The organism is Shinella sp. (genome assembly GCF_049651085.1).
Classification (GTDB): domain Bacteria; phylum Pseudomonadota; class Alphaproteobacteria; order Rhizobiales; family Rhizobiaceae; genus Shinella.
The window spans coordinates 129,660-153,111 of the sequence record NZ_JBASBL010000009.1 but is presented as its reverse complement, the minus strand read 5'-3'; the positions used below and the strand labels follow the sequence as shown (position 1 = coordinate 153,111).

Genomic DNA, 23,452 nt, shown 5'->3' with positions numbered 1-23,452 from the left:
AAAACAGGGACGTAACCGGGAAATATCCCGTCAGAAACCGTGAGGATCACAGGATGAAGATTCGAAATCTCGTTTTCGGTTGCGTAATGGGCATTGCCTCCGCAATCGCGCCCATGGGGGCGGCGCAGGCCGTCCCGCTTGCCGTACCGGACCTGAAGATGCAGACGAATAGCGGCGTGCAGAAGGCGCAGGTGGAATTCTGCGTGGGCTACGGCTGCGACCGTCCGCGCTACTATCGCCGCCACCATCGTCCGTATTACGGCTATGAGCGTCGCTACTACCGTCCGCGCTACGAGCGGCCGCGTTACTATGGCGAGCGGCACTATGAGCGGCCACGTTACTATGGTGGAGGGCGCAATGCACATGTGCGCTGGTGCATGAACCGCTACCGCACCTACGACCCCTACACCAACCGCTACCATGCCGGCGGCGGTATCTACCGGGCCTGCTATTCGCCCTACCGGTAAGCAGAGGCTGCCGGAAGACGAACACGGGAACGGCGGGCTTCGGCCCGCCGTTTCTCATTCAGCCGGGCGCCTTGTCCGCCCGGTCGGTATGGCCGAGATCGCGGCCGGGCTCGATCACGTCGCGCACCCGCTGCTTCAGCTCCTTCGGCCCCGGAAAACCGCCGTCGCGCTTGCGCTCCCAGACAAGGGCCTCCCCCACACGGATTTCGAAGTTGCCTCCCGTCCCGGGAATGAGCGCCACCTCGCCGAGCGCATCGGAAAAAGTCGCCAGCAGCTCTTGCGCCATCCAGCCGGCGCGAAGCAGCCAGTTGCATTGGGTGCAGTAGAGAATGGAAACGCGCGGCTTTTCTGCGGACATGGCAACCTCCTGTATCGGCAGCGCAGCATATATCAGCAAACGCTCCCTGACACGCCGCCGATCGCAATCGGTTCACGGAATTGTCAACTCAATTTATCATGTTTTGTCGCCGGACATCTTGTCGCAGCCGGATTCGTATCAGAGAGGTGGTGCACTGCAACATTCCGACAGGAGCCCCCATGACAGAGCTTTCCACTAACCGCCCTCGCCTTTTCATCCCCGCGCTCGGCGGCCTCTACGCTGCACTGCATGAAAGCGCGGAAACGATCCTACGCGTGGCCGCCGGCGCGCTTCTCGTAACGCATGGCTACGGCAAGATCCTGAACCCGCTCGGCGCAAGCGGCATGGTCGAAAGCCTCGGCTTCTACCCCGGCGCGTTGTGGTCGCCGCTGCTGGCCGCCACCGAGTTCTTCGGCGGCATCCTGATCGCGATCGGCCTCCTCACACGCCCTGCCGCCTTCGCGGCGATGATCGTGCTCGCCGTCACCGTCTACTTCCACGGCATCGTGCAGGGCGAAGGCCTGATGGGCGCGGAAAAATCCATCCTGTGGACGCTCATCATGTTCTTCTTCGTGATTCGCGGCGGCAACAGCCATTCGGTCGACGCCAAGCTCGGCCGTCAGTTCTGATCGATCCTGCCGGACGGTTGCGGCCTTTGCCGCAGCTGTCCCCTGACCAGGGAGACCAGCGTCTCCCCGTCATAGGGCTTCCTGACGACAGGAATGACCTCGAGCCCTTCGACGCCGAGGAGATGGATATCGGCGACCATCGTGAAGAGCAGGGGCACCTGCGCCTCCATCAGCCGCTCGATGCGCGGCCGCATCCGCGCTGTATCGAACGGCACGGTGAACAGGCAGAGATCGACATCCGCCAGCGCCGTCTCGTCCCATTGGTCGAGTTGATCCGGGCGAACAAGCGTGATGCGGCAGTCGAGCGCCGCCTTGATCAGATATTCCGCATCGAGCGCGATCAGGAACTCACGTTCGGCGATCAAGATGTGCGGAAGAAAGGGTTCCATGGCGCCGCACTCCTCATTCCATGTGGAACCGCCGAAATAGGGGCGGCTCGGGAGGCGGACTGTGGGCCCGGCACCGCGGGGTGTCATTTAAATAAGACATAGGGACCGGCCGAGCGGAACAAGCGCGGCTGCACCGCGTTCCATTGGCCAGCCCAAGGCTTGAGGGCTGCGAACGAGCGGGGCGAAGACAGCATGGCAAGCAGCTTGGCGGGAAACCATCCCTCGAAATGGCGTACGCCCTGCCAGCAGTGTCCCCTGCGCGAGCTCCCCGGTTTTCGCGATTTCTCGGCCAGGGAGCTGGATTTCGTGTCCCAGTTCAAGAGCGGCGAGCTCCTGAGCGAGCGCGGCGCGACGATCCTCGTCGAGGGCATGCACAGCGCGCACCTCTTCACCGTGCTGTCCGGCTGGGCCTTCCGCTACAAGCTGCTGCCGGACGGGCGGCGGCAGATCATGAACTATGTGCTGCCCGGCGACCTTATCGGCCTCCAGGGCACGCTGATGGGCGAGATGGACCATTCAGTCGAGGCGCTGACGCCGGTGACACTCTGCGTCTTCGAGCGCTCCAAGCTGGAGCGGCTTTTCGAGCGCCATGCTTCGCTTGCCTATGACCTCACCTGGATCGCCGCGCACGAGGAGCGCATCCTCGACGAGCACCTGCTCAGCATCGGCCGGCGCACGGCGCTGGAGCGCACCGCCTACCTCATCTCGTTCCTGCACCAGCGCGCCCATGTGGCGGGCGCCAATGGCGGGCGGCGCGTCATCCCGATCACCCAGCAACATGTCGCCGACACGCTCGGCCTGTCGCTCGTCCACACGAACAAGACGCTGCGCAAGCTCGCCGACCGCAAGCTGATGCGCTGGCTGGACCGGGGCTGCGAGATCATCGATCCGGACGGCCTTCAGGCGCTGGCGGGATGGGAAGGGCTGCAGCGCGGGCCGCGGCCCTTCATCTAGAATTTTCCAGCCGTCAGGCGACGTCCCAGTGCAGCGGGAACATCGGGTCGAAGACAGTGACCGGTCCGGCCCCTGTCTCGATCCTGGCGGGGAAGGACACGGGCTCGGCCCGCTTGACGAGGCGGATCGTCTCCTCGTTCACCGGCAGGCCGTACCAAGCCGGACCGTTCAGCGAGGCGAAGGCTTCCAGCTTACCCAGAGCGCCCTCGTCCTCGAAGACATGGGCAAGGCAGCTCATCGTGTTGATCGACGTATAGATGCCGGCGCAACCGCAGGCGCATTCCTTGAGCGGATCGACATGGGGGGCGGAGTCCGTGCCGAGGAAGAAGCGGGCATCGCCGGAAACGGCGGCCGCACGCAGCGCCAGCCGGTGCTCCTCGCGCTTGGCGACGGGCAGGCAATAATAGTGCGGCTTGATACCGCCGACGAGGATGGCGTTGCGGTTGATGATCAGGTGATGCGTGGTGATCGAGCCGGCGAGGTTTTCCTTGGAGGCCTTGATATAGTCGACGCCGTTCTTCGTCGTGACGTGCTCCATGGTGACGCGCAGCTCCGGCAGGCGCGTGCGCAGCGGCTCGAGAACCGTCTCGATGAACACGGCCTCGCGGTCGAAAATATCGACTTCCGGCGTCGTCACCTCGCCATGCACGCAGAGCGTCAAGCCGATCTTCGCCATGCGCTCCAGCACAGGCATCGCCTTGCCGATATCGCGCACACCGCCGTGGGAATTCGTCGTCGCCCCCGCCGGATAGAGCTTTACGGCGCGGATCAGTCCGCTTCTGAACCCGGCTTCAACATCGTCCGGGTTCGTATCTTCGGTGAGGTAGAGCGTCATCAGCGGCTCGAACCGATCGCCGGCAGGAAGGGCGGCGAGGATACGGTCGCGATAGGCGGTGGCATCGGCCGTGGTCACGACCGGCGGCACGAGGTTCGGCATGATGATCGCGCGGGCGAAATGGCGGCTGGTGTCGCCGATCACGCCTTCGAGCATGGCGCCGTCGCGCAGGTGCAAATGCCAGTCGTCCGGCCGGCGGATGGTCAGTTCATTGGTCATGGGCGTCTCTCCCCGTCTCAGAGCATGTCCGCTCGCGGATATGCTCTAGCTGCCTATTCTGGCGCTATTCCGGATAAAACGCTGCGCGTCTTGCTGGAATGGCTCTGGCGGCTGCGATAGCACCCGCGGGGCCGCGCGACAATCGTCTCAGAAGAGGTCGATGGTGAGGTCGGCGGGGCGCGAGTGCTCCAGGATGCGCTTTCCGTTCGGCAGGTCGTTGCCGTGGAGTTTCCAGTGGACCTGGTCGTCCGGCAGCGCATATTGCAGCCAGCGCTGGCGCAGCCGCTCTTCCAGCACCGCATAGGGCGGGCCGACGAAGATGGTGAAATCGAACATGCCGTCGAGCCGGTCCCACGGCGCGTCCTTGAAGAGCAGATAGTTGCCCTCGGCAAGGACGAAGCGGGTCTCCTGCGCAATGGCGCGGGCGGCGTTGATGGCGATCTCGCGCGACCGGTCGAACACCGGCACCAGCACTTCGCCGTCCGCCCGCTTCAATGCCTTGACGACATCGATGAAGCCGCGGCCGTCGAAACTCTCCGGCACGCCCTTGCGCGGCAGCAGGCCGCGGGCGGCAAGGAGCGCGTTGTCCAGGTGAAAGCCGTCCATCGGCAGGATTTCGGCGCTCTCGCCACGGGCGACAAGGCCCTCCCGCAGCGCTTCGGCAAGGGTCGACTTGCCGGCGGCCGGCGGGCCTGCGAGGCCGACGAGGAAGCGGCGCGTGTCGCCGGCGCGCCGCTGGAGGGCATCCACGATCGTGGCAGGCGATATCATGCCGCAATGGCCTCCGCCGGCAGTTTTGCCCCGGTCATGAAGGCGACGGCGTCCGACATGGTGTAGTCCTTCGGATTGATGACGGTCAGCCGCCTGCCGAGGCGATGGATATGGATGCGGTCCGCCACCTCGAAGACATGCGGCATGTTGTGCGAGATGAGCACGATCGGAATGCCGCGCCGGCGCACGTCGAGGATGAGTTCCAGCACGCGCCGGCTTTCCTTGACGCCGAGCGCCGCCGTCGGCTCGTCAAGGATGATAACCTTCGAGCCGAAGGCCGCCGCGCGCGCCACCGCGACACCCTGGCGCTGGCCGCCGGACAGCGTTTCCACCGCCTGGTTGATGTTCTGGATCGTCATCAGGCCGAGTTCGGAGAGCTTGTCGCGGGCGAATTTTTCCATCGCCCCGCGGTCGAGCTTGCGGAACACGCTCCCCATCACGCCAGGCTTGCGGATCTCGCGACCGAGGAACATGTTGTCGGCGATCGACAGCGCCGGCGAGAGCGCGAGGTTCTGGTAGACCGTCTCGATCCCGGCGCTACGCGCCTCGATCGGCGAACGGAAATTGACCGTCCGGCCCTCCAGCCGGATTTCGCCCTCGTCCGGCGTGATGGCGCCGGAGATCGCCTTGATCATCGAGGACTTGCCCGCGCCGTTATCGCCGATCACGGCGAGAATCTCGCCCGGATAGAGATCAAAATCGGCCTGGTCGAGGGCGGTGACGCGACCGTAGCGCTTGACCAGGCCGCGCGCCGTGAGAATGGGTTCGAGAGCCATCAGCCTGCTACCTTTCTGATCCACTGGTCGATTGCGACAGCCGAGATGATGAGGACGCCGATCAAGAGATAGGTCCATTGCGGGTCCGTGCCGATGAGGCGAAGGCCGAGCGAGAAGACGCCGACGATGAGCGCCCCGAAGATCATGCCGAGGATCGAGCCGCGCCCGCCGAAGAGCGAGATGCCGCCGATCACCACCGCCGTGATCGATTCGATATTGGCGAACTGGCCGGCGGTCGGCGAAACCGAGCCGATGCGGCCGATCAGCGCCCAGCCCGCCAGCGCGCAGATGAGGCCGGACAGCGTATAGACCGAGACCAGCATGCGCTTGACGTTGACACCGGCAAGTTCCGCCGCATCCGGGTCGTCGCCGACGGCATAGACATGGCGGCCCCAGGCGGTGTGGTTCAACACGTACCAGAGCAGTGCCACCAGCAGCACCATGGCGATGACGCCATAGGTGAAGACCGCGCTGCCGATACGCAGGTTGTTGCCGAAGAACTGAAGGAGGGGCGCCTGGGTGGAAATATCCTGCGAGCGGATCGTCTCGTTGGCCGAATAGAGGAAGTTCGAGGCGAGGATGATCTGCCACATGCCGAGGGTGACGATGAAGGGCGGCAGCTTCATGCGGGCGACGAGCAGACCATTGAGATAGCCGCAGAACGCGCCGCAGGCGAGACCGCAGAGCACGGACACCGTTGGCGGCAGGCCGTAGCGGAAGGTGAACTGGCCCATGACGACGGACGACAGCACCATGATGGCGCCGACCGACAGGTCGATGCCGGCGGTGAGGATCACCAGCGTCTGCGCCGCACCGACAATACCGACAATGGCCACCTGCTGGAGGATGAGTGTCATCGTGAAGGCGGAGAAGAACTTGCTGCCGAGAACGATGCCGAACACCGCCACCGAGAACACGAGGACGATCAGCGGCACGGCCGCCGGGCTCGAATGAAGGAAGTGCTGGAATTTCTGGACGGCTGTCCTGTCGTGCGTATCGAAGGATGCGACCTGCGTCGAACTGCCGGCGAGCGCCTTCTCGAATTCCTGCGATGGCTGCGAGGCCGTCGTTGTCTCAGTCATGATCCTGTTCCTCCCCTACCGGTGCCGACCGTCGCGGCTCTGCCGGATGAACTGGGTGCACGGACGCATCGGTGGAGCGCCTTGCGCACCTGCCGCCATCTTCGGGCGACCTTCCCGCAGGCAGGTCCGGCTATCGCCGCGGCCCGCAGAAGAAAAGTGCCCACGTCTTGTTGCGAATGTCAAAGCAGGGTGCATGCAGCGCATGTTGCCTTGCGCCCTTCACGCCGCCCGGTCCGTCCGTAGCGGATGCCGGCCCGGGAAAACCGGGCCGGCCGCAGGGCATCAGCCCCAGCACTTGTCCTTGCCGGCCTTGGTGTCGATGGATTCGACGCCTGCTGCCGGCTTGTCGGTGACGAGCGTCACGCCCGTGTCGAAGAAGTCCTTGCCTTCGGTGGCCTTCGGCTTCTCGCCGGTGTCGGCGAACTTCTTGATCGCCTCCACGCCAAGCGCCGCCATCATCAGCGGATATTGCTGCGAGGTCGCGCCGATGACGCCATCGGCGACGTTCGTGACGCCCGGGCAACCGCCGTCGACCGAAACGATCAGCACGTCCTTTTCCTTGCCGACGGCCTTCAGCGCTTCATAGGCGCCGGCAGCGGCAGGTTCGTTGATCGTGTGCACGACGTTGATCGACGGATCCTTCTGCAGGAGGTTTTCCATGGCGGTGCGGCCGCCTTCCTCGTTGCCGTTGGTCACGTCGTGGCCGACGATGCGCGGATCGTCCTCGTCTCCGATCTTGCCGATGTCCTTCACGTCGATGCCGAAGCCCTTCATGAAGCCCTGGTTGCGCAGCACGTCGACCGACGGCTGGGACGGCGTGAGGTTCAGGAAGGCGATCTTGGCGTCCTTGGCGGCATCGCCGAGGCTGGCGGCGGCCCATTTGCCGATCAGTTCGCCGGCGAGCAGGTTGTCGGTGGCAAAGGTCATGTCGGCGCTGTCGAGCGGCTCGAGCGGCGTATCGAGCGCGATGACGACGAGGCCGGCGTCACGCGCCTTCTGCACGGAGGGAACGATGCCCTTGGTGTCGGAAGCGGCGATCAGGATGCCCTTCGCGCCATCGGCAATGCAGGTCTCGATGGCGGCAACCTGGCTTTCCGAATCGCCGTCGATCTTGCCGGCATAGGCCTTCAGCGTGACGCCGATTTCGGCCGCCTTCGCGGTGGCGCCTTCCTTCATCTTGACGAAGAAGGGATTGGTGTCGGTCTTGGTGATCAGGCAAACGGTAGTGTCGGCAGCGGCCGGCGAGGCAAAGGCCACGCCAAGCGCGAGCGCGCCAAGAGCGGCGGAAACGAGCGTCTTCTTCATGTAATCCTCCCAAGGACGAAACGGGATGCGCCCCTCTCCTGGGGCCATCCGGTCGCAGGGGCCGAGGCTCCTCCACCGGCCGACCATGCTTCCGGCGATGAGAAAATCACCAAAAGAAAAACCTGTCAATAAATAAATCGAATTGAATTATTAATCCGATATGGCATGCTCCGGGAAAGAGAGGGCGAAGGCCCGGGCTGTATCGTTTCCGGTGGAAGAGCGGGACGCCAGTCGCTAAGAGGACCGGGAAAAAGGCGTTTTCGCCTGAACCGGCACGGGAGGAAACGATGACAAGACATGCCGCGACGGCACCCGCGTCGCCGGCCGAAATTCTCGACCCGAGCGGGGGCGCCAACCAGGTGCGCGTCCGGGCCTATAACGAGCGCCTGGTCATGTCGCTGGTGCGCCGGCACGGCAGCCTGTCGAAGGCCGAAATCGCGCGACGCAGCGGCCTTTCCGCCCAGACCGTCACGGTCATCATGCGGGCGCTCGAAGCCGAGGGGCTCTTGATGCGCGGCGAGCCGATGCGCGGCAAGGTCGGCCAGCCTTCGGTTCCCATGCTGCTCAATCCGGATGCGGTCTATTCCTTCGGCTTCAAGATCGGCCGGCGCAGCGCCGACCTCGTCATGATGGATTTCGTCGGCGGCATCCGCCGGCAGGTGCGCCGCACGTTTGCCTATCCGATGCCCGGCCCGCTGCTTTCCTTCATCGAGGAAGGCCTTGCTGAACTGGAGGCGACGCTGACGCGCGAGGAGCGCGCCCGCATCGCCGGTTTCGGCGTCGCCACGCCCTTCGAGCTGTGGAGCTGGGCGAGCGAAGTGGGCGCGCCGCAGGCCGACATGGAGCAATGGCGCGGCGTCGATCTGGAGGCGGAGATCGCCAGGCGCGTATCCTATCCGGTCGTGGTGCAGAACGATGCGACGAGCGCCTGCGCGGCCGAACTCGTCTTCGGCCTCGGCCCGCAATATCCGGACTTCCTCTATCTCTTCATCGGCTCCTTCATCGGCGGCGGCGTGGTGCTGAATTCCGCGCTCTTCACCGGCCGCACCGGCACCGCCGGGGCGATCGGTCCGCTTCCCGTGCAGGGTCGCAACGGCGAGACGGTACAGCTTCTCAAGATCGCCTCGATCTACCGGCTGGAAAACCTGCTGCGCGAGCACGGGATGGATCCCGAACCGTTGTGGTATTCGCCCGACGACTGGATCGATTTCGGTGCGCCGCTCGATATCTGGATCGAGGACATGGCGGCGGCGCTTGCCCAGGCGGTCGTCGCCTCCGCCTCCGTCATCGACTTTGCCGCGGTCGTCATCGACGGCGGCTTTCCCGCATGGGTGCGCGAGCGCGTCGTCGCGGCGACCCGGGCCGCCGTCGCCCGGCTCGACCTTCAGGGCGTCACGATGCCCGACATCGTCGAAGGCGCCGTCGGCAGTCACGCCCGCTCGATCGGCGGGGCGAGCCTGCCGCTGTTTTCCCGCTATCTTCCCGACCACAACGTCCTCTTCAAGGAGCTTGCCTGAATGTTGAAAGGTATCGACCCCATCCTCAGCCCGGAGCTTCTGGCAACGCTCCGCTCCATGGGCCATGGCGACGAGATCGCCATCGTCGACGGCAATTATCCGGGCGTCGAACATGCGCGCCGGCTGATCCGCCTCGATGGCGTGCCGCTCGTTGCCGTGCTGAACGCCGTGCTCTCGGCGCTGCCGATCGACGACTTCGTCGAGGACGCGATCTTCCGCTCCACCTTCCGCCAGGAACGCGACACGCTGGAGCCGGTACACCAGGAAATCCTCGCCTGCTGCGCCCGGCACGAGCCGGCACGTACGGTCGTTCCCCTCGTCGGAGCTGATTTCTACAACCGCGTGCGTGCCGCTCATACGCTGGTGCAGACGGGCGAACCGCGGCTCTATGCCAATGTCATCCTGCGCAAGGGCGTCATCTACCCCTGATTTTCATCTCGCAAGAGCCGCGTTCTTTGCATGCGCGGCTCTTGAACGAAGCAGGCCGACATGATTGTCTCGCCGCATCGAAGACAGGAGTATCGCATGCGGGTTCTGGTGGTTGAAAACGACAAGGTAACGCTGCTCGGGCAGATCGGCATCGCCCTTGAGGAAGCAGGCGCCGAGCTCGACATCTGTCGCCCGCATGCCGGCGACGCCATCCCCGCCGACGACGCCGATCATGACGCCATCGTCGTCATGGGCGGACCGCAGAACGCACTCGACGACGAAAACCACGCCTATCTGCCGGCGCTTGGCGGGCTGATGCGCCGTTTCAGCGATGCCGACAAGTCGGTGCTCGGCGTGTGCCTCGGCAGCCAGCTTCTGGCGCGCGCCTATGGTGCGGAAAACCTGATCGGCACCGCGCCGGAATTCGGCTGGTGCACCGTGGCGCTGACGCCGGACGGCGCCGGCGATCCGGTGCTTTCGGCGGCAGCCGGTTCCTTCGAGATCTTCCAGTGGCACAGCGACACGTTCACGCTGCCGGACGGCGCAGTGCGGCTTGCCACCAACAGCGCGGCCGAAAACCAGGCTTTCCGGATCGGCCGGGCCACCTACGCCACGCAGTTCCACTTCGAGGCGAACCGGCAGGTCGTCGACGAATGGGCGACGATCTTCCCCCACTACATCGAGAAGCAGGCGCCCGGCTGGCTGGAGCAGCGCGCCGCCCTCGCCGCCGAAAACGGCCCGAGCGCCGAAGCCACCGGCCTTGCCCTTGCCCGCGCCTGGGTCGGAACGATCGCGGCAGCAAGGACCCGGCGGGTCGCCTGACGGGGCGGCGCACGCGCCGCCGCTCAACCTCTGCCACCCATCCGAAAATAATTTCCCGTCATGCCGCTCCGGCGACAATGCGACGCCGCCCGGCCCGATAAGGTGGACGCAGAATCGGGGGAGAGAGACGGATGACGACGGGTGAAACGCAGCGGACATCGTCGCTTTTTTCCATCACCGCCCTCGTCGTTTCCATGACCCTCGTCGCCATCGGCAACGGCATCATGCTTGCCTATGTGCCCTATGTGCTGTCGCGCGCCGATGCCGCGTCCTGGACGCCGGGGGCGGCGGTTACCGCCATCGCCTTCGGCGGGCTTGTCGGCTGCGTCATCGCCGGCCCCGTCATCCGCCGCGTCGGCCATGCCCGCGCCTTTTCCTGCTCGCTGGCGCTCGTCATCGTCGCCGCCTTCCTCGTGGCGCTCGGCGTCAATCCGATCCTCTGGATTCTGGCGCGCTGTCTTTATGGCGTGGCGGGCAATTCCAATTTCATCATCGCCCAGAGCTGGCTGAACCATGCGGCGGACAATCGCTGGCGCGGCAAGGCCATGTCGTTCTTCTACATGGCCTATGTGCTCGGGCTCGGCGTCGGCGCCTGGCTGTTCGGCCAGATGCCGGCGGACGGCAATCTCGCCCCGCTCGTCACCATCTTCGTCACCACGATCGCCCTCCTGCCGATCGGCCTGACGAAACTCCCCACCCCGCCGCCGCCGGCCCGCGTCAACCTCGACTTCGCCATGGCCTGGCGCAATTCCCCGGTCGCGCTCATCGGCATCCTCGCCTCGGGCGGGCTTTCCATGGTGGTGCAGGGGTTCACGCCGATCTATGCCGCCACCCACGAAGTCGGGCAGGCCGATGTGGCGCTCCTGATGTTCGTCATGCAGTTCGGCCTCATCTTCGTGCAGTACCCGCTCGGCACGCTCTCCGACCGCATCGACCGGCGCATCGTGCTGATCTTCACCTGCCTCCTGATCGCCGGCACCGCGGTTGCCGCCCTCTTCGTCTCCTTCGGGGCCTTGATCCTGCTGATGATCGTCTTCGCGCTCTGGGCGGGCGCCGTCGAAAGCGTCTACTCGATCGCCAACGCCCATGCCAACGACCGCACCGACCCGGAGGACTACGTGCCGCTCGCCTCCACGCTGCTCGTCGCCTGGTCGACCTCCGCCACGCTCGTTCCGCTCGGCGTGACGGCGCTGACGCCGGTCTTCGGCCCCAAGACCTTCATCTATGCCGCGATGGCGGTGGCGCTGCTCTATGCCGCCTTCGTCGCGCAGCGCCTGCGCCTGCGCGAGACGGTGCCGCCGCAGGAGCGGGAAGGCTTTGAGATCAGAAGCGCGCAGGTGCCGAATGCCGGCGCGCTGGTGGAAGGCCAGGAAGCCCCGGAATAGCGGTGCTTGCGGCGAGGGAACCTTTCATTTACCGCTTTGCGGGAATCCTCCTCACTGCTATATGGCGCGCATGAGCACCAATAATTCGACGCCCCTCGACCATATCCGCAATTTCTCGATCGTGGCCCATATCGACCACGGCAAGTCGACGCTCGCCGACCGGCTGATCCAGGCCACCGGCGGCCTTGCCGACCGCGAGATGTCGGAGCAGGTCCTCGACAACATGGATATCGAGCGCGAGCGCGGCATCACGATCAAGGCCCAGACCGTGCGCCTGCACTACAAGGCGAACAATGGCGAGACCTATATCCTGAACCTCATCGACACGCCCGGCCACGTCGACTTCGCCTATGAGGTCTCGCGTTCGCTGTCGGCCTGCGAGGGCTCGCTGCTCGTCGTGGACGCCTCTCAGGGCGTGGAAGCCCAGACGCTCGCCAATGTCTACCAGGCGATCGACAACAATCACGAGCTTGTCACGGTCCTCAACAAGATCGACCTGCCGGCGGCCGAGCCCGAGCGCATCAAGGAGCAGATCGAGGAAGTGATCGGCATCGACGCCTCCGACGCGGTGCTGATCTCGGCCAAGACCGGCCTCGGCATCCCGGACGTGCTCGAAGCCATCGTCAACCGCCTGCCCGCGCCCGTGAGCGAGGGCGGAGAGAAAGCGCCGCTGAAGGCGCTGCTCGTTGACAGCTGGTACGATACCTATCTCGGCGTCATGGTTCTCGTGCGCATCATCGAGGGCCGTCTCTCGAAGGGGCAGACCATCCGCATGATGGGCACGGACGCGAAATACACCGTCGAGCGCGTCGGCGTTCTGACGCCGAAGATGGTCGCGATGGACAGCCTCGGCCCCGGCGAGATCGGCTTCATCACCGCCTCGATCAAGGAAGTGGCCGATACCCGCGTCGGCGATACGATCACCGAGGACAAGCGCCAGACGGCAAAGGCCCTGCCGGGCTTCAAGCCGGCCCAGCCGGTCGTCTTCTGTGGCCTCTTCCCGGTCGATGCCGCCGATTTCGAGGACCTGCGCTCGGCGATGGGCAAGCTGCGCCTCAACGACGCCTCCTTCTCCTTCGAAATGGAATCCTCCGCCGCCCTCGGCTTCGGCTTCCGCTGCGGCTTCCTCGGCCTGCTGCACCTCGAAATCATTCAGGAACGGCTTGAACGCGAGTTCGACCTCGACCTGATCGCGACGGCACCTTCGGTCGTCTACAAGCTCTTCATGAACGATGGTTCGGAGCGCGAGCTGCACAACCCGGCCGACATGCCGGATGTCGTGCGGATCTCGGAAATCCACGAACCGTGGATCCGCGCGACGATCCTGACGCCCGACGATTATCTCGGCGGCATCCTGAAGCTTTGCCAGGACCGTCGCGGCATCCAGGTGGAGCTGACCTATGTCGGCACGCGCGCCATGCTGACCTACGACCTGCCGCTCAACGAAGTCGTCTTCGACTTCTACGACCGCCTGAAGTCGATCTCCAAGGGCTACGCCTCCTTCGACTACCAGATCACCGAGCATCGGGAGGGCAATCTGGTCAAGATGTCGATCCTGGTGAACGGCGAGCCGGTCGATGCCTTGTCGATGATGGTGCACCGCATGGCGGCTGAAAAGCGAGGCCGCGAAATGTGCGAGAAGCTCAAGGAGCTGATCCCCAAGCACATGTTCAAGATCCCGATCCAGGCCGCCATCGGCGGCAACGTGATCGCCCGCGAAACCATCTCGGCGCTCCGCAAGGACGTGACCGCCAAGTGCTACGGCGGCGACGCCACGCGCAAGCGCAAGCTTCTGGACAAGCAGAAGGCCGGCAAGAAGCGCATGCGCCAGTTCGGCAAGGTGGAGATCCCGCAGGAAGCCTTCATCGCCGCGCTCAAGATGGGCGACGAATAGGAAGGCCGGTCTTTCCACCGAGGACTTGAAACCCCTGGCGAGAGCCGGGGGTTTCCGTTTCAGGCGCTCAGTCCCCTGCTATGCATTGCCGATCAGGACGCCCGCGGCCAGGACGAGGCTGCCGCCGAGAACGACCTGCAGCACGGCACGGAAGAACGGCGTTTCCATGTAACGGTTCTGGATGAAGGCGATCGCCCAGAGTTCCACGAACACGACGAAGACGGCGATGACCGTCGCCAGCATGAAATCAGGAATGAGATAGGGCAGCGCATGGCCGAGGCCGCCGAGCGCCGTCATGATGCCCGAGGCAAGGCCGCGCTTGAGCGGGGAGCCGCGGCCGGACAGCTTGCCGTCATCATGGGCGGCTTCCGTGAAGCCCATCGAAATGCCCGCGCCGATGGAGGCCGAGAGGCCGACGAGAAACGTCTGCCAGGTATCCTGCGTGGCGAAGGCCGCGGCGAAGATCGGCGCGAGCGTCGAGACCGAGCCGTCCATGAGGCCGGCAAGGCCCGGCTGCACATAGGTCAGCAGGAACTGCCGCCGCGCCGTTTGGTCTTCCTCCGCCTTCACCGTGTCGGGCGTGTGCTCCTCGCCGAGCCTGCGGGCGAGCGATTCGTGCGACTTTTCCGCCAGCGCCAGATCGCCGAGCAGCTTGCGGGTCGCCGCATCCTGCGTGCGCGAGGCGGCGGCCAGATAGAAGCGGTGCGCCGCCGCCTCCATCGCTTCTGCCTGCTCGCGGATGTTCTCGATCGACATGTTCTGGATCAGCCAGTCGGGCTTGCGCTCCGGGAAGTCGCGCACATATTCACGCCGTACCAGCGGGATGCGGTCTCCGAAGCACTCGATGTGCCGGTCGATCAGGATCTGGCGGTGATGGCTTTCCTCCGCCGCCATCTCCTCGAAGACGCGCGCGGAATTGGGATAGGCATCCCGTAGCGCGTCGGCATATGCGAGGTAGATGCGCCCGTCATCCTCCTCGGACGAGATGGCGAGGGCGAGAATTTCCTGTTCGCTCAGGGATTCCAGGCTGCGTTTGCCCGGACGGAGAAAGTGGGACAACATCTTCGAATATCCAGTTTAGAATTATTCTAAATATAAGAAAACAACCGCCACGGTCAAGCTCGACAGGATGTCGCGCCTGAGGCTAGAGTGCCGCAGCATATGAATGTGAAGGACGTGACGTGACCGCCGGACTGAAGCCGCTTTCCGCCAGCCGCGACACGCTGCTCGACCGCCTCGGTCGCCGCATCGCCGACCGGCTGCAAAACCAGACCTCCGGTTACGAGCCCTATACGCCATCCGATCCGGCGACCCTGGCCCGTACGCTGCGGCCCGGCGACGTGCTGCTGGTGGAAGGCAACCAGAAGGTCTCGGCGGCGATCAAATACCTGACGCAATCGACCTGGTCGCATGCCGCGCTCTTCGTGGGAGACGAGGTTCCCCTGACGCTCGACCAGGCGGCGCGTCCGGCGGCCGACCGGCCGCAACTCATCGAGGTGAATATCGGCGAGGGATGCGTTGCCGTGCCGCTCAGCAAGTATCGCACCTTCAACACGCGCATCTGCCGCCCGGTTGGCCTGACGCCGGAGGACCGGGATGCAGTTCTCTCCTTCATGATCTCGCGGCTGGGCCTGAAATACGACGTGAAAAACATCCTGGACATGCTGCGCTACTTCATGCCGACGCCGCCCATTCCGGTGCGTTGGCGCCGCCGCATGATCGCCTTCGGCTCAGGCGACCCGACGCGCGCGATCTGCTCGACACTGATTGCCCAGGCCTTCGAGACAATCCGCTACCCCATCCTGCCCGACCTCGTGTACGAACCGGGCCACGCGGCGGCAACCTCGACCTACTCGCGCGAGGAAGTCCTCCACATCCGCCACCATTCGCTCTACACGCCGCGAGATTTCGACCTCTCGCCCTATTTCGAGATCGTCAAGCCGACGCTGAAATACGGCTTCGACTACAAGCGGCTGCAATGGGCCGCAAACAGGGAAGGGCCGTAAAAACGGCCCTTCGTGAAAAATCGCAGCAAAAATTGGAGGCTTGTCACTGGCGCAGCGGCGAGATGGCGATCTCGACGCGGCGGTTCTGTGCACGGCCCGATTCCGAAGCGTTGGAGGCGATCGGACGCTCGAGGCCATAGCCCATCGCCGACATGCGGCGCGGATCGACGCCGCGCGAGGCGAGGTAGTTGGCGACCGAATTGGCGCGGCGCTCGGAAAGGTCCTGGTTGTAGCTGGCATTGCCGACCGAATCGGTGTGACCGTCGACGTCGATCAGCGTCTTTTCGAACTTGCGCAGCACGAGCGCGACCGAATCGAGCGTCGGATAGAACGGCGGGATGACCCGGTCCTGATCCGTCGCGAAGGTGACGTTCGACGGCATGTTGAGGATGATGCGGTCGCCCATGCGCGTGACGGAAACGCCGGTGCCCTGGAGCTGGGCGCGCAGCTCGGATTCCTGCGTATCCATGTAGTTGCCGATCGCGCCGCCGGCGAGCGCGCCGACGCCCGCGCCGATAAGGGCCGCATTGCGGCGCTGGACGGGGTTGTTGCCGACGAGCAGGCCCGCCGCGGCACCGAGGCCCGCGCCGATCATGGCGCCACCGGCCGTATTCGAGACCTTCTGCTCGCCCGTATAGGGGTCGGTCGTCGTGCAGGCGGAGAGATAGGTCGCAGCGAGCGCGACGAGCGCAACTTTCTTGTACATGGAGGATCCCCGGAGACTTCGATGATTCTGCTTCAACCTACCGATTGCGGCAGGAACATGAAAGGGGGCGGCTTTTGCTAGCCTTCGGCGGCGTTTGCGCTGGAGGTGACACCGGCGCTTGCGGCCACCACCAGCCCCGTGCCGAGCATCTGCAACGGCGTCATCGGCTGGCTGAGCACGAGGAAACCGGCAAGCGCGCCGAGCGCCGGCTCGAGGCTCATCAGGATGCCGAAAGCCGACATGGGCATGCGGCGCAGCGCGATCATTTCCAGCGCATAGGGCAAGAGCGGCACGAGAAGGGCAAGGCCGAGCATCAGGCCGAGGCCTTCCGGATTGAGCGCTTCCCCGACCCGCGGAAGGCCAAAGGGGGCCGCGACCACCGCAGCGACGATCAGCGACATGGAAAGACCTTCCAGGCCGCGAAATACCTTGCCGGACTTCTTCATGAGGATGATGTAGGAGCCCCAGCCGATCCCCGCGCCGCAGGCAAACAGCACGCCCACCGGATCGCCGATCCAGCCCTCGCCGTCATGGGAAAGCAGCACGACGCCGAGGAAGGCCGCAAGCGGCCAGACCAGCCGCCAGCCGGCGCCGAGCGCCCAGGTGGCGACGGCAAGGGGTCCGAGAAATTCGATCGCCACGGCAAGGCCGAGCGGAATGCGGTCGATGGCCGCAAAGAAGCAGAGCGTCATGCCCGCCATGGTGACGCCGAGAAAGAGCGCGCTTTTCCACTGTTCGCGGCTGTAGGAGCGCATCGGCGGGCGCACCAGAAGCGCCAGCACCGCCGCCGCGATGACGAGGCGCAGGAAGGTCGTGGCTGACGGCCCATAGGCGGTGATCGCCGTGGCGGAAAAAGCCGAACCGAACTGGATGCTCGACATGGAGGCGAAACAGAGCAGGATGCCCGAAAGGAGCCCTGCATTGTTCGGCTGCGCCATTACCTGTTGATCCGCCATGGGGTCCTCCTCCTCCGGCACCCAGTCCTAGAGGAGGGTCTGCCACGCGACAAATTGATATTCGTGACGCCTTGCTTCAGGAAAATTGATGCTGGCGTCAGCCCGCGATGCCCCTCAGCGTGTTGGCGACGTTGAGGCCTATCTCCGGCACGCCATAGCCGCCCTCCATGACGACGAGAACGGGAACGCCGCTGGCGGCGACCGCCCGTCCCATCGTCACATAATCAGGCGAGGTGAGCTTGAAGAAGGAAATCGGGTCCTTTTCGAACGTATCGACGCCGAGCGAAAGCACGATTGCCTCCGCGCCGAAGGCGGAAATACGCTTCAGCGAATCGACAAGGGCCGCTTCCCAAACGGAATAGGGCGTACCGGGCGGCATCGGATGGTTCAGCGTCGTGCCCTCGCCCGCGCCCTTGCCGGTCTCCTCCGCATAGCCGAGGAAATGTGGGAAGGCATCGGCCGGATCGCCATGCAGCGAGGCGAAGAACACGTCGGCGCGCTCATAGAAGATATCCTGCGTGCCGTTGCCATGGTGGAAATCGACGTCGAGGACCGCGACCTTCCCCGCGCCCTTGTCGAGGAAGCGCTGGGCCGCGACAGCGGCATTGTTGATGAAGCAGTAGCCGCCGAAACTGTCGATGCCGGCATGGTGGCCCGGCGGACGGCAGAGTGCGAAGGCGGACTTTTCGCCGCCCACGACGATATCGGCCGCCGTCAGCGCCGTCTGCATGGAGGAAAGGGCCGCTTCCCATGTGCCGGGCGAGATCGCCGTTTCGGCGGCGTTGCAATAATAGCCGAGCAGGCCGTCGATCTGCGTCGGGATGCGCGGCGAGGTACGGCGCACCGGGAAGGACGTGGCGATCGCCTCGCCATTGTAGCCGGCGGCCTTCCACTGGTCCCAGGCCGTTTCGAGGAAGGACAGATAGCCGGTATCATGCACTTTGCGTGCGGTCTCGAGGCCATGGCGCTCCGGCGCGGAAATGTCGGTGAAGCCCGCATCCTTGACCGCGGCGAGAATCCATTCCGCCCGGAACGGCGCCTCGAAGGGCGGCACCAGCTCGCCGCCGTATAGCTCGCTGCGAGCATTTCTGAGCTTGTGGTCCTCGGAAAAGATAACGCGCATGAAGGGCTCCCCGTTTTTCATTATGCGCGACGGTAGAGCATTTTTCGCGGAAGGGGAATCTCCCCTGCGGGGCAGAGAACCGCTTTGCCGAAGGACCACAAACCGCCTTCGCCCCGCCTGTTGGAGGGCGAAGAGCGGGCGATGGGCTCAGGCGAGTGCGGCGCGCTGCTGCCGGCCGATGCCGACCTGCTTGAGGAGCAGGATATCGGCGACCGCAACGGCGGCAACCGCGATAAGCGCCATGCCGGTGGGCGTCAGCCCGCCGCGGGCGAGCAGGAGAACGGCGATGCTGCCGAGAACCCACAGCGCATCACCGGCAATGGCGACACGCACCGCGACGAGTGACGGGCGCTCCTGCCGGCCGACGGCAAGGTGGAAGACGCCCCAGACAAGGAAGAAGGCGGCAAAGCCCGTGACGATGGCCGGCGTCGCGTGGGGGCCGATCAGGGCTGCGAGCGGACCGGAGAAGGCGAGGAGTACCGCGGCGGCGGCGATGGAGAAAACGCCATCGGCGAGCATGACGGACTTCAGGAGATTGCGATTGAGGCTGGCGAACATGATGGGCTCCTTTCGTTTTCGATGGGCCGACCCTGCCGGGACAGGTGACGCAAACCAATTACCTTGGAGGTAATGGAAATCATGTCGCCCCTCCTGTTTAGTGCGGTGAGGCAAACGGAGGCAGATATGGAGTTTGGTGATCACCTGAAGGAATGGCGCGGCCACCGGCGCATGAGCCAGCTGGAGCTGGCCACCGAGGCCGGCATTTCCGCCCGCCACCTCTCCTTTCTCGAGACCGGCCGCTCGCGCCCCACCGAGGGCATGATCCTGCGGCTTTCCGCCGTGCTCGACATTCCGGCGCGCGATCAGGGAGCGCTGTTTTCCGCCGCCGGTTTCCGCCCGCGCTTTGCGACATCGCCGGCCGCAAGCCTGGCCGCCTTCCCGCCGGAGGTGACGGAGGCGATCGGGCTTATCCTCGCCCGCCACGATCCCTATCCGGGCGTCGTCTTCGACCATGAATACAATGTGCTGACCGCCAACCAGGCCTTTCTCGGCCTTGCCGGCATGGCGGGCATCGCCGTCTCGCCGGGCGACAATTTTCTCGATGCCTATCTCGGCGAAACGCCGCTGCGCTCGATCGTCGTAAACTGGGCTCGATCGGCCGCCGATCTGGTGCACCGCATCCGCGCGGAGGCCTGGCTTCAGGGGCCGCGCAGCCCGCTTTCAAAGCGCATCGAGCGGCTGGCGGCGGCGCCGGATATCAAAGCGGCGCTCGAGGCCTTCCCGAAAACCGACCGGCTGCCGGTCCTGCCCATCGAGATGAAGATCGGCACGAAACGCTTCAACTGGATCACCACCCTCACCTCCTTCGGCTCGGCGCAGGATGCGCTGGTGCAGGGCGTGCTGATCGAAAGCTTCTTCCCGGCCGACGCCGAGACGCGGGCTCACTTCGAGGAAGCTGAGCGGCCGAAGACGAAGCGGGAATAGCCAAGGAAAGACCACACCATCGCGACAAGAGAGGCAACGGCGACGGCGAATACCGGCCAAAGCGCTGGAAAGGCCAGCACGATTGCCGAATAGACCGCGTAGTTCAGGATCGCGGCGCTGATGCCGACGCCGCCATAGCGCGTCCCTTCCGCCGCAAGACCCCGGCCGCTACGGCCGAAAGTGAAGTTGCGGTTCAGCCAGAAGGTAAAGCACATGGCCGTTGCGATCGCGACAATGCGAGCGATGAAAGGGCCGAGGGACGTTGCCCACAAAAGCCATGCCAGCATCGAGGCATCGATGAGAAAGCCGGCGCCGCCAACGATAGAAAAGAGGAAAGCGCGTTTCATGCGGCGCGCGAGCGCGCCCGCGTTTCCTCGGATGGTCGTGCAGCGCGACGATGATCGGTGTGGCCGGCGGGCAGGTTCATGTAGTGGATGCGCAGTTGCTCGGCCCGGGCCCGGGCGAGCGAATCGAGGATCATGCCGGCGGAGAAGACGAGGAAGGACATCATCAGCAGCACCAGCGAGAAGACCCAGGTCGGCATGCGCTCGACCAGGCCGGTGCGGAAATATTCCCCCAGAACCGGTGCCATGAAGGTGAGGCTGAGCAAGAGGAAGCCGGCGCTGATGGCCCCGAAGAAGGTGAATGGCCGCGTCTCCTTCATCAGCATGGCGAACATCCAGAGGATCTTTCCGCCGTCGCGGAAGGTCGAGAGTTTCGAGTGCGATCCCTCCGGGCGGCGGCCGTAGTCGAGTTCGAGTTCGGCGACCGGCAGGCGCAGGCGCGAGGCATGCACCGACATTTCGGTCTCGATCTCGAAGCCGCCGGAAACGGCCGGGAAGCTCTTGGCGAAGCGGCGCGAAAAGGCGCGGTAGCCGGAGAAGATATCGGAGAAATCGTTGCCGAAGAGCGAGCGGAACAGGGTGTTGAAGATGCGGTTGCCGAAGGCGTGGCCCTGGCGGCCCGCATCCGCATGTACGCCGCGGCGCGTGCCGACCACCATGTCGGCGCCCTCGGTGATGAGGGTGCGGATCAGCTCGGGCGCGTCCGTGGCGGCGTAGGTGCCGTCGCCATCGGCCATGATGTAGATATCCGCCTCGATATCGGAGAACATGCGGCGCACCACATTGCCCTTGCCCTGGCGGCGCTCGCGCACCACCGTCGCGCCGGCAAGCGCGGCGCGCAGCGCGGTCGAATCGGTGGAATTGTTGTCGTAGACATAGATGCGGGCCGAGGGGAGTGCGGCGCGGAATCCGTTCACGACGTCACCGATCGTCTGCGCCTCGTTGTAGCAGGGCAACAGCACGGCAATATCGAGATCTTCCAGCAAGGCTTCCGACATGGCGGCGCGTTCTCCCGTCACAGGTCGCCTCATGCGACCCTGGGTTTTACTATTTCTTGAGAAGGTTAAGGCTAGGTTTCGGCTGTCTTCAAACGGCGGCCGAAAGGGCAGAACGTGTCGAAATCCATGCCTGCGGCCCTTCCTTTCACGCAATCGGACAGACCGTCTCACCGCCAGGGCATGACGCTCGGCGTGCTCGCATTCTATTCGGTCATCGCCATCACGCTGCTGCTCGCCCTGTCGCTGCCCTTTGCGGCCGACTATGTCGGGGCCGACAATGACGACATCATGCGGCTCGTCGTGGTGCGCGACCTGCTTTCCGGCCAGAGCTGGTTCGACACGACGCAGTACCGCCTCGGGCTCGAGGGTGGCACGCAGATGCACTGGTCGCGCCTTATCGACCTGCCGATCGCCAATCTCATCAGCTTCTTCTCGATGTTCTTCGAGCAACACCAGGCGGAGGCCATCGCACTGGCGATCTGGCCGGTCCTGCTCGTCGTGCCGGTGCTCTTCGGCATGGGACTTGCCGCCCACCGGCTCGGCGGCACCATGGCGATGCATGCGACGCTGGTGCTGACAAGCATCTTCCTCGTCGCGCTCAACCGCTTCCAGCCGGGCTCGATCGACCATCACAATGTGCAGCTGGCGCTCATCGCCTGCATTGCCGCCATGCTGCTCGACCCGAAGAACCGGGCGCGCGACCAAGCCGTCGCCGGGCTTCTGGCCGGCCTTGCCATCGCCATCGGCGCGGAGACGACACCGTTGATCGGCGCCGTCTGCCTCATCGTGGCGCTGCGCTGGCTGAGGCACGGCGCGGCCATGCGCGATGCTGCCGCCGCCTTCGGGTTGTCGCTGGCGCTGACCGTCACGCTCGCCTTCTTCGCAACCGTCGCGCCCGCGCAGTACAGCCAGGTAACCTGCGACAGCCTTTCCTACGGTTTCTACGCGCTCGCTACGCTCGGCGGCGGCGTGCTGTTCCTGACGGCCTCGCTGACCAGCGCCTGGTCCTTCAGCGGCCGGTTGGCCGCCCTTGCCGGTGCCGGCCTGGTGATTGCCGCGTCGGTCCTCGTCATCGCCCCCGCCTGTCTCGGCAACCCGCTCGACACGCTCGATCCGCTCCTCGTGACCTTCTGGCTCTCCGGCGTCACCGAGGCGCAATCGGCCATCGCGCAATTCAAGCTCGAGCCTGCATCGATCGGCATCTTTTATGCGCCGGGCCTGCTCGCCATTGTCGTCTGCCTCTGGCGCATCCGACGCGGACAGGCCGTCGAGGCGCATGCCGTGGTGCTCGGCCTGCTGGTTGTCGCCTTTGCCATCACGATCCTCCAGATCCGCGGCGCGATCTTCTCGAACATGCTGTCCGCCCTGCCGCTCGGCTACGCCATCGCGGACCTTCAGCGCGCCTCGCGCGCCCAACCGAAGAACATCAGGATAGCGCTTGCCTTCATCGGCCTGACGCTCGCCTCCGTTCCGGCCTGCTGGGCAGTCGCCGGCGCGCTCCTGCCCGGCCCCTCGCAGGACACGCTGAAATCCGGACTTTCGAACGGGCAGGAGCGCCCGTCCTGCTCTGCTGCGGCATCCATCACGCCGCTGGCCGCCGAGCCCATCGGGGTCGTTGCGGGATCATCCAACCTCGGAGCGCCGATCCTGCGTTACACCGGCCACCGTGCGCTTGCCGCGCCCTATCACCGCAACCAGGGCGGCATGCTGACCGAGCTGCATATCGGCCTTTCCAACCCGCAGCAGGCCGAAGCCTTCCTGCGCGGCGCGCAGGTGACCCTGCTCGCCTTCTGCGAAACCGACTCGCAGGCCCACAATATAGCGAAGGCCGAACCCGGCGGCCTCTATGCCGATCTCTTCAAGGGCAAGGTTCCTGCCTATCTGGAGCCCATTCCCGGCACGGAGAACGCCCGGCTGCGGCTCTATCGGGTGAGGCCGGAATAGACGCGAGGCAAGCGGATTGGGGATGTCGCGCGCCGCGCCCTGTCATCGCCGGCCAAAC

General features: G+C 65.0%; 25 protein-coding genes. 11 read left to right on the top strand and 14 right to left on the bottom strand.

Translation table 11 applies throughout. The features are described 5' to 3' along the window. Positions 1-53: 53 nt before the first annotated feature. On the top strand, positions 54-467 hold the full coding sequence (locus WA950_RS05960) for a BA14K family protein (RefSeq protein WP_424550775.1): 414 nt from the start codon (positions 54-56) through the stop codon (positions 465-467). A gap of 58 nt (positions 468-525) precedes the next feature. On the opposite strand, the gene WA950_RS05955 is transcribed toward WA950_RS05960, so the two are convergent. Continuing rightward, on the bottom strand, positions 526-825 hold the full coding sequence (locus tag WA950_RS05955; protein WP_424550774.1) for a SelT/SelW/SelH family protein: 300 nt from the start codon (positions 823-825) through the stop codon (positions 526-528). Between the two features lie 179 nt (positions 826-1,004). Here WA950_RS05955 and WA950_RS05950 point away from each other — a divergent pair, with 179 nt between their 5' ends. Then, on the top strand, positions 1,005-1,454 hold the full coding sequence (locus tag WA950_RS05950) for a DoxX family protein (RefSeq protein ID WP_424550773.1): 450 nt from the start codon (positions 1,005-1,007) through the stop codon (positions 1,452-1,454). On the opposite strand, the gene WA950_RS05945 is transcribed toward WA950_RS05950, so the two are convergent. After that, positions 1,445-1,843: a hypothetical protein gene (locus WA950_RS05945; protein WP_424550772.1), complete on the bottom strand. Its 399-nt coding sequence runs from the start codon at positions 1,841-1,843 to the stop codon at positions 1,445-1,447. The two genes, WA950_RS05950 and WA950_RS05945, sit on opposite strands and share 10 nt — an antisense overlap. A gap of 192 nt (positions 1,844-2,035) precedes the next feature. Here WA950_RS05945 and WA950_RS05940 point away from each other — a divergent pair, with 192 nt between their 5' ends. Further along, a complete protein-coding gene (locus tag WA950_RS05940) occupies positions 2,036-2,797 on the top strand; it encodes a Crp/Fnr family transcriptional regulator (protein ID WP_424550771.1) in 762 nt (253 codons plus the stop codon). A 13-nt stretch (positions 2,798-2,810) separates the two neighbouring features. On the opposite strand, the gene pyrC is transcribed toward WA950_RS05940, so the two are convergent. From pyrC to WA950_RS05915, 5 genes are all read right to left on the bottom strand, one after another. Further along, entirely contained in the window at positions 2,811-3,851 is a 1,041-nt protein-coding gene (gene pyrC, locus WA950_RS05935; protein ID WP_424550770.1) for a dihydroorotase, read from the bottom strand. A 147-nt stretch (positions 3,852-3,998) separates the two neighbouring features. Next, positions 3,999-4,622, bottom strand: coding sequence for a nucleoside/nucleotide kinase family protein (locus WA950_RS05930; RefSeq protein WP_424550769.1), 624 nt, complete (start codon positions 4,620-4,622; stop codon positions 3,999-4,001). Continuing rightward, complete coding sequence (locus tag WA950_RS05925) at positions 4,619-5,398, bottom strand: ATP-binding cassette domain-containing protein (RefSeq protein WP_424550768.1); 780 nt, start codon at positions 5,396-5,398, stop codon at positions 4,619-4,621. The genes WA950_RS05930 and WA950_RS05925 overlap by 4 nt, the downstream gene beginning before the upstream one ends. Continuing rightward, the gene (locus tag WA950_RS05920; RefSeq protein WP_424550767.1) at positions 5,398-6,480 is read right to left on the bottom strand and encodes an ABC transporter permease; all 1,083 of its coding nucleotides are present in this window, start codon (positions 6,478-6,480) and stop codon (positions 5,398-5,400) included. The genes WA950_RS05925 and WA950_RS05920 overlap by 1 nt, the downstream gene beginning before the upstream one ends. 282 nt (positions 6,481-6,762) lie before the next feature. Then, positions 6,763-7,785: a sugar ABC transporter substrate-binding protein gene (locus tag WA950_RS05915; protein ID WP_424550766.1), complete on the bottom strand. Its 1,023-nt coding sequence runs from the start codon at positions 7,783-7,785 to the stop codon at positions 6,763-6,765. A 287-nt stretch (positions 7,786-8,072) separates the two neighbouring features. Between WA950_RS05915 and WA950_RS05910 the strand changes: the two genes are divergently transcribed. The 5 genes from WA950_RS05910 (at position 8,073) to lepA (ending at position 13,832) form a co-directional block, all read left to right on the top strand. Next, on the top strand, positions 8,073-9,302 hold the full coding sequence (locus WA950_RS05910) for an ROK family transcriptional regulator (protein ID WP_424550765.1): 1,230 nt from the start codon (positions 8,073-8,075) through the stop codon (positions 9,300-9,302). Further along, positions 9,303-9,731, top strand: coding sequence for an RbsD/FucU family protein (locus WA950_RS05905; RefSeq protein ID WP_424550764.1), 429 nt, complete (start codon positions 9,303-9,305; stop codon positions 9,729-9,731). A gap of 96 nt (positions 9,732-9,827) precedes the next feature. Further along, a complete protein-coding gene (locus WA950_RS05900; protein ID WP_424550763.1) occupies positions 9,828-10,553 on the top strand; it encodes a type 1 glutamine amidotransferase in 726 nt (241 codons plus the stop codon). Positions 10,554-10,684: 131 nt separating this feature from the next. Beyond that, positions 10,685-11,938: an MFS transporter gene (locus WA950_RS05895; RefSeq protein WP_424550762.1), complete on the top strand. Its 1,254-nt coding sequence runs from the start codon at positions 10,685-10,687 to the stop codon at positions 11,936-11,938. 61 nt (positions 11,939-11,999) lie between these two features. Then, the gene (gene lepA / locus WA950_RS05890) at positions 12,000-13,832 is read left to right on the top strand and encodes a translation elongation factor 4 (protein ID WP_424550761.1); all 1,833 of its coding nucleotides are present in this window, start codon (positions 12,000-12,002) and stop codon (positions 13,830-13,832) included. Between the two features lie 78 nt (positions 13,833-13,910). Here lepA and mbfA read toward each other — a convergent pair whose 3' ends face one another. Continuing rightward, complete coding sequence (gene mbfA, locus WA950_RS05885) at positions 13,911-14,894, bottom strand: iron exporter MbfA (RefSeq protein WP_424550760.1); 984 nt, start codon at positions 14,892-14,894, stop codon at positions 13,911-13,913. 119 nt (positions 14,895-15,013) lie between these two features. On the opposite strand from mbfA, the gene WA950_RS05880 reads away from it, so the two are divergent. Beyond that, positions 15,014-15,838, top strand: a complete 825-nt coding sequence (locus WA950_RS05880; protein ID WP_424550759.1) for a lipo-like protein — start codon at positions 15,014-15,016, stop codon at positions 15,836-15,838. A 43-nt stretch (positions 15,839-15,881) separates the two neighbouring features. On the opposite strand, the gene WA950_RS05875 is transcribed toward WA950_RS05880, so the two are convergent. The 4 genes from WA950_RS05875 to WA950_RS05860 form a co-directional block, all read right to left on the bottom strand. Further along, positions 15,882-16,544 (bottom strand): OmpA family protein, encoded by a 663-nt coding sequence (locus tag WA950_RS05875; protein ID WP_424550758.1) that lies wholly within the window; start codon positions 16,542-16,544, stop codon positions 15,882-15,884. A gap of 77 nt (positions 16,545-16,621) precedes the next feature. After that, positions 16,622-17,500, bottom strand: a complete 879-nt coding sequence (locus WA950_RS05870) for an EamA family transporter (RefSeq protein ID WP_424550757.1) — start codon at positions 17,498-17,500, stop codon at positions 16,622-16,624. Between the two features lie 97 nt (positions 17,501-17,597). Beyond that, positions 17,598-18,623 carry a histone deacetylase family protein gene (locus WA950_RS05865; RefSeq protein WP_424550756.1) on the bottom strand — a complete coding sequence of 342 codons (1,026 nt, stop codon included), beginning with the start codon at positions 18,621-18,623 and terminating at the stop codon, positions 17,598-17,600. A 147-nt stretch (positions 18,624-18,770) separates the two neighbouring features. After that, positions 18,771-19,181, bottom strand: a complete 411-nt coding sequence (locus tag WA950_RS05860; RefSeq protein WP_424550755.1) for a hypothetical protein — start codon at positions 19,179-19,181, stop codon at positions 18,771-18,773. 126 nt (positions 19,182-19,307) lie between these two features. On the opposite strand from WA950_RS05860, the gene WA950_RS05855 reads away from it, so the two are divergent. Beyond that, positions 19,308-20,108 (top strand): helix-turn-helix domain-containing protein, encoded by an 801-nt coding sequence (locus tag WA950_RS05855; RefSeq protein WP_424550754.1) that lies wholly within the window; start codon positions 19,308-19,310, stop codon positions 20,106-20,108. On the opposite strand, the gene WA950_RS05850 is transcribed toward WA950_RS05855, so the two are convergent. Beyond that, positions 20,066-20,455 (bottom strand): GtrA family protein, encoded by a 390-nt coding sequence (locus tag WA950_RS05850; RefSeq protein WP_424550753.1) that lies wholly within the window; start codon positions 20,453-20,455, stop codon positions 20,066-20,068. The genes WA950_RS05855 and WA950_RS05850 overlap by 43 nt on opposite strands. Continuing rightward, complete coding sequence (locus WA950_RS05845) at positions 20,452-21,450, bottom strand: glycosyltransferase (protein WP_424550989.1); 999 nt, start codon at positions 21,448-21,450, stop codon at positions 20,452-20,454. Before WA950_RS05845 ends, WA950_RS05850 begins: the two co-directional genes overlap by 4 nt. 126 nt (positions 21,451-21,576) lie before the next feature. Here WA950_RS05845 and WA950_RS05840 point away from each other — a divergent pair, with 126 nt between their 5' ends. Beyond that, positions 21,577-23,394 carry a hypothetical protein gene (locus WA950_RS05840; protein WP_424550752.1) on the top strand — a complete coding sequence of 606 codons (1,818 nt, stop codon included), beginning with the start codon at positions 21,577-21,579 and terminating at the stop codon, positions 23,392-23,394. The last annotated feature ends 58 nt before the right edge of the window (positions 23,395-23,452 follow it).

Excerpts from the sequence above, each read along its gene's own strand:
- WA950_RS05850 (WP_424550753.1), bottom strand. The coding sequence starts at position 20,455 with ATGAAACGCGCTTTCCTCTTTTCTATCGTTGGCGGCGCCGGCTTTCTC.
- WA950_RS05945 (WP_424550772.1), bottom strand. The coding sequence starts at position 1,843 with ATGGAACCCTTTCTTCCGCACATCTTGATCGCCGAACGTGAGTTCCTG.
- WA950_RS05920 (WP_424550767.1), bottom strand. The coding sequence starts at position 6,480 with ATGACTGAGACAACGACGGCCTCGCAGCCATCGCAGGAATTCGAGAAG.
- pyrC (WP_424550770.1), bottom strand. The coding sequence starts at position 3,851 with ATGACCAATGAACTGACCATCCGCCGGCCGGACGACTGGCATTTGCAC.
- WA950_RS05855 (WP_424550754.1), top strand. The coding sequence starts at position 19,308 with ATGGAGTTTGGTGATCACCTGAAGGAATGGCGCGGCCACCGGCGCATG.
- WA950_RS05960 (WP_424550775.1), top strand. The coding sequence starts at position 54 with ATGAAGATTCGAAATCTCGTTTTCGGTTGCGTAATGGGCATTGCCTCC.
- WA950_RS05860 (WP_424550755.1), bottom strand. The coding sequence starts at position 19,181 with ATGTTCGCCAGCCTCAATCGCAATCTCCTGAAGTCCGTCATGCTCGCC.
- WA950_RS05910 (WP_424550765.1), top strand. The coding sequence starts at position 8,073 with ATGACAAGACATGCCGCGACGGCACCCGCGTCGCCGGCCGAAATTCTC.
- WA950_RS05845 (WP_424550989.1), bottom strand. The coding sequence starts at position 21,450 with ATGTCGGAAGCCTTGCTGGAAGATCTCGATATTGCCGTGCTGTTGCCC.
- WA950_RS05915 (WP_424550766.1), bottom strand. The coding sequence starts at position 7,785 with ATGAAGAAGACGCTCGTTTCCGCCGCTCTTGGCGCGCTCGCGCTTGGC.
- WA950_RS05925 (WP_424550768.1), bottom strand. The coding sequence starts at position 5,398 with ATGGCTCTCGAACCCATTCTCACGGCGCGCGGCCTGGTCAAGCGCTAC.
- WA950_RS05870 (WP_424550757.1), bottom strand. The coding sequence starts at position 17,500 with ATGGCGGATCAACAGGTAATGGCGCAGCCGAACAATGCAGGGCTCCTT.
- WA950_RS05905 (WP_424550764.1), top strand. The coding sequence starts at position 9,303 with ATGTTGAAAGGTATCGACCCCATCCTCAGCCCGGAGCTTCTGGCAACG.
- WA950_RS05875 (WP_424550758.1), bottom strand. The coding sequence starts at position 16,544 with ATGTACAAGAAAGTTGCGCTCGTCGCGCTCGCTGCGACCTATCTCTCC.
- WA950_RS05900 (WP_424550763.1), top strand. The coding sequence starts at position 9,828 with ATGCGGGTTCTGGTGGTTGAAAACGACAAGGTAACGCTGCTCGGGCAG.
- WA950_RS05940 (WP_424550771.1), top strand. The coding sequence starts at position 2,036 with ATGGCAAGCAGCTTGGCGGGAAACCATCCCTCGAAATGGCGTACGCCC.
- WA950_RS05840 (WP_424550752.1), top strand. The coding sequence starts at position 21,577 with ATGCCTGCGGCCCTTCCTTTCACGCAATCGGACAGACCGTCTCACCGC.
- lepA (WP_424550761.1), top strand. The coding sequence starts at position 12,000 with ATGGCGCGCATGAGCACCAATAATTCGACGCCCCTCGACCATATCCGC.
- WA950_RS05950 (WP_424550773.1), top strand. The coding sequence starts at position 1,005 with ATGACAGAGCTTTCCACTAACCGCCCTCGCCTTTTCATCCCCGCGCTC.
- WA950_RS05955 (WP_424550774.1), bottom strand. The coding sequence starts at position 825 with ATGTCCGCAGAAAAGCCGCGCGTTTCCATTCTCTACTGCACCCAATGC.
- WA950_RS05865 (WP_424550756.1), bottom strand. The coding sequence starts at position 18,623 with ATGCGCGTTATCTTTTCCGAGGACCACAAGCTCAGAAATGCTCGCAGC.
- WA950_RS05895 (WP_424550762.1), top strand. The coding sequence starts at position 10,685 with ATGACGACGGGTGAAACGCAGCGGACATCGTCGCTTTTTTCCATCACC.
- WA950_RS05930 (WP_424550769.1), bottom strand. The coding sequence starts at position 4,622 with ATGATATCGCCTGCCACGATCGTGGATGCCCTCCAGCGGCGCGCCGGC.
- mbfA (WP_424550760.1), bottom strand. The coding sequence starts at position 14,894 with ATGTTGTCCCACTTTCTCCGTCCGGGCAAACGCAGCCTGGAATCCCTG.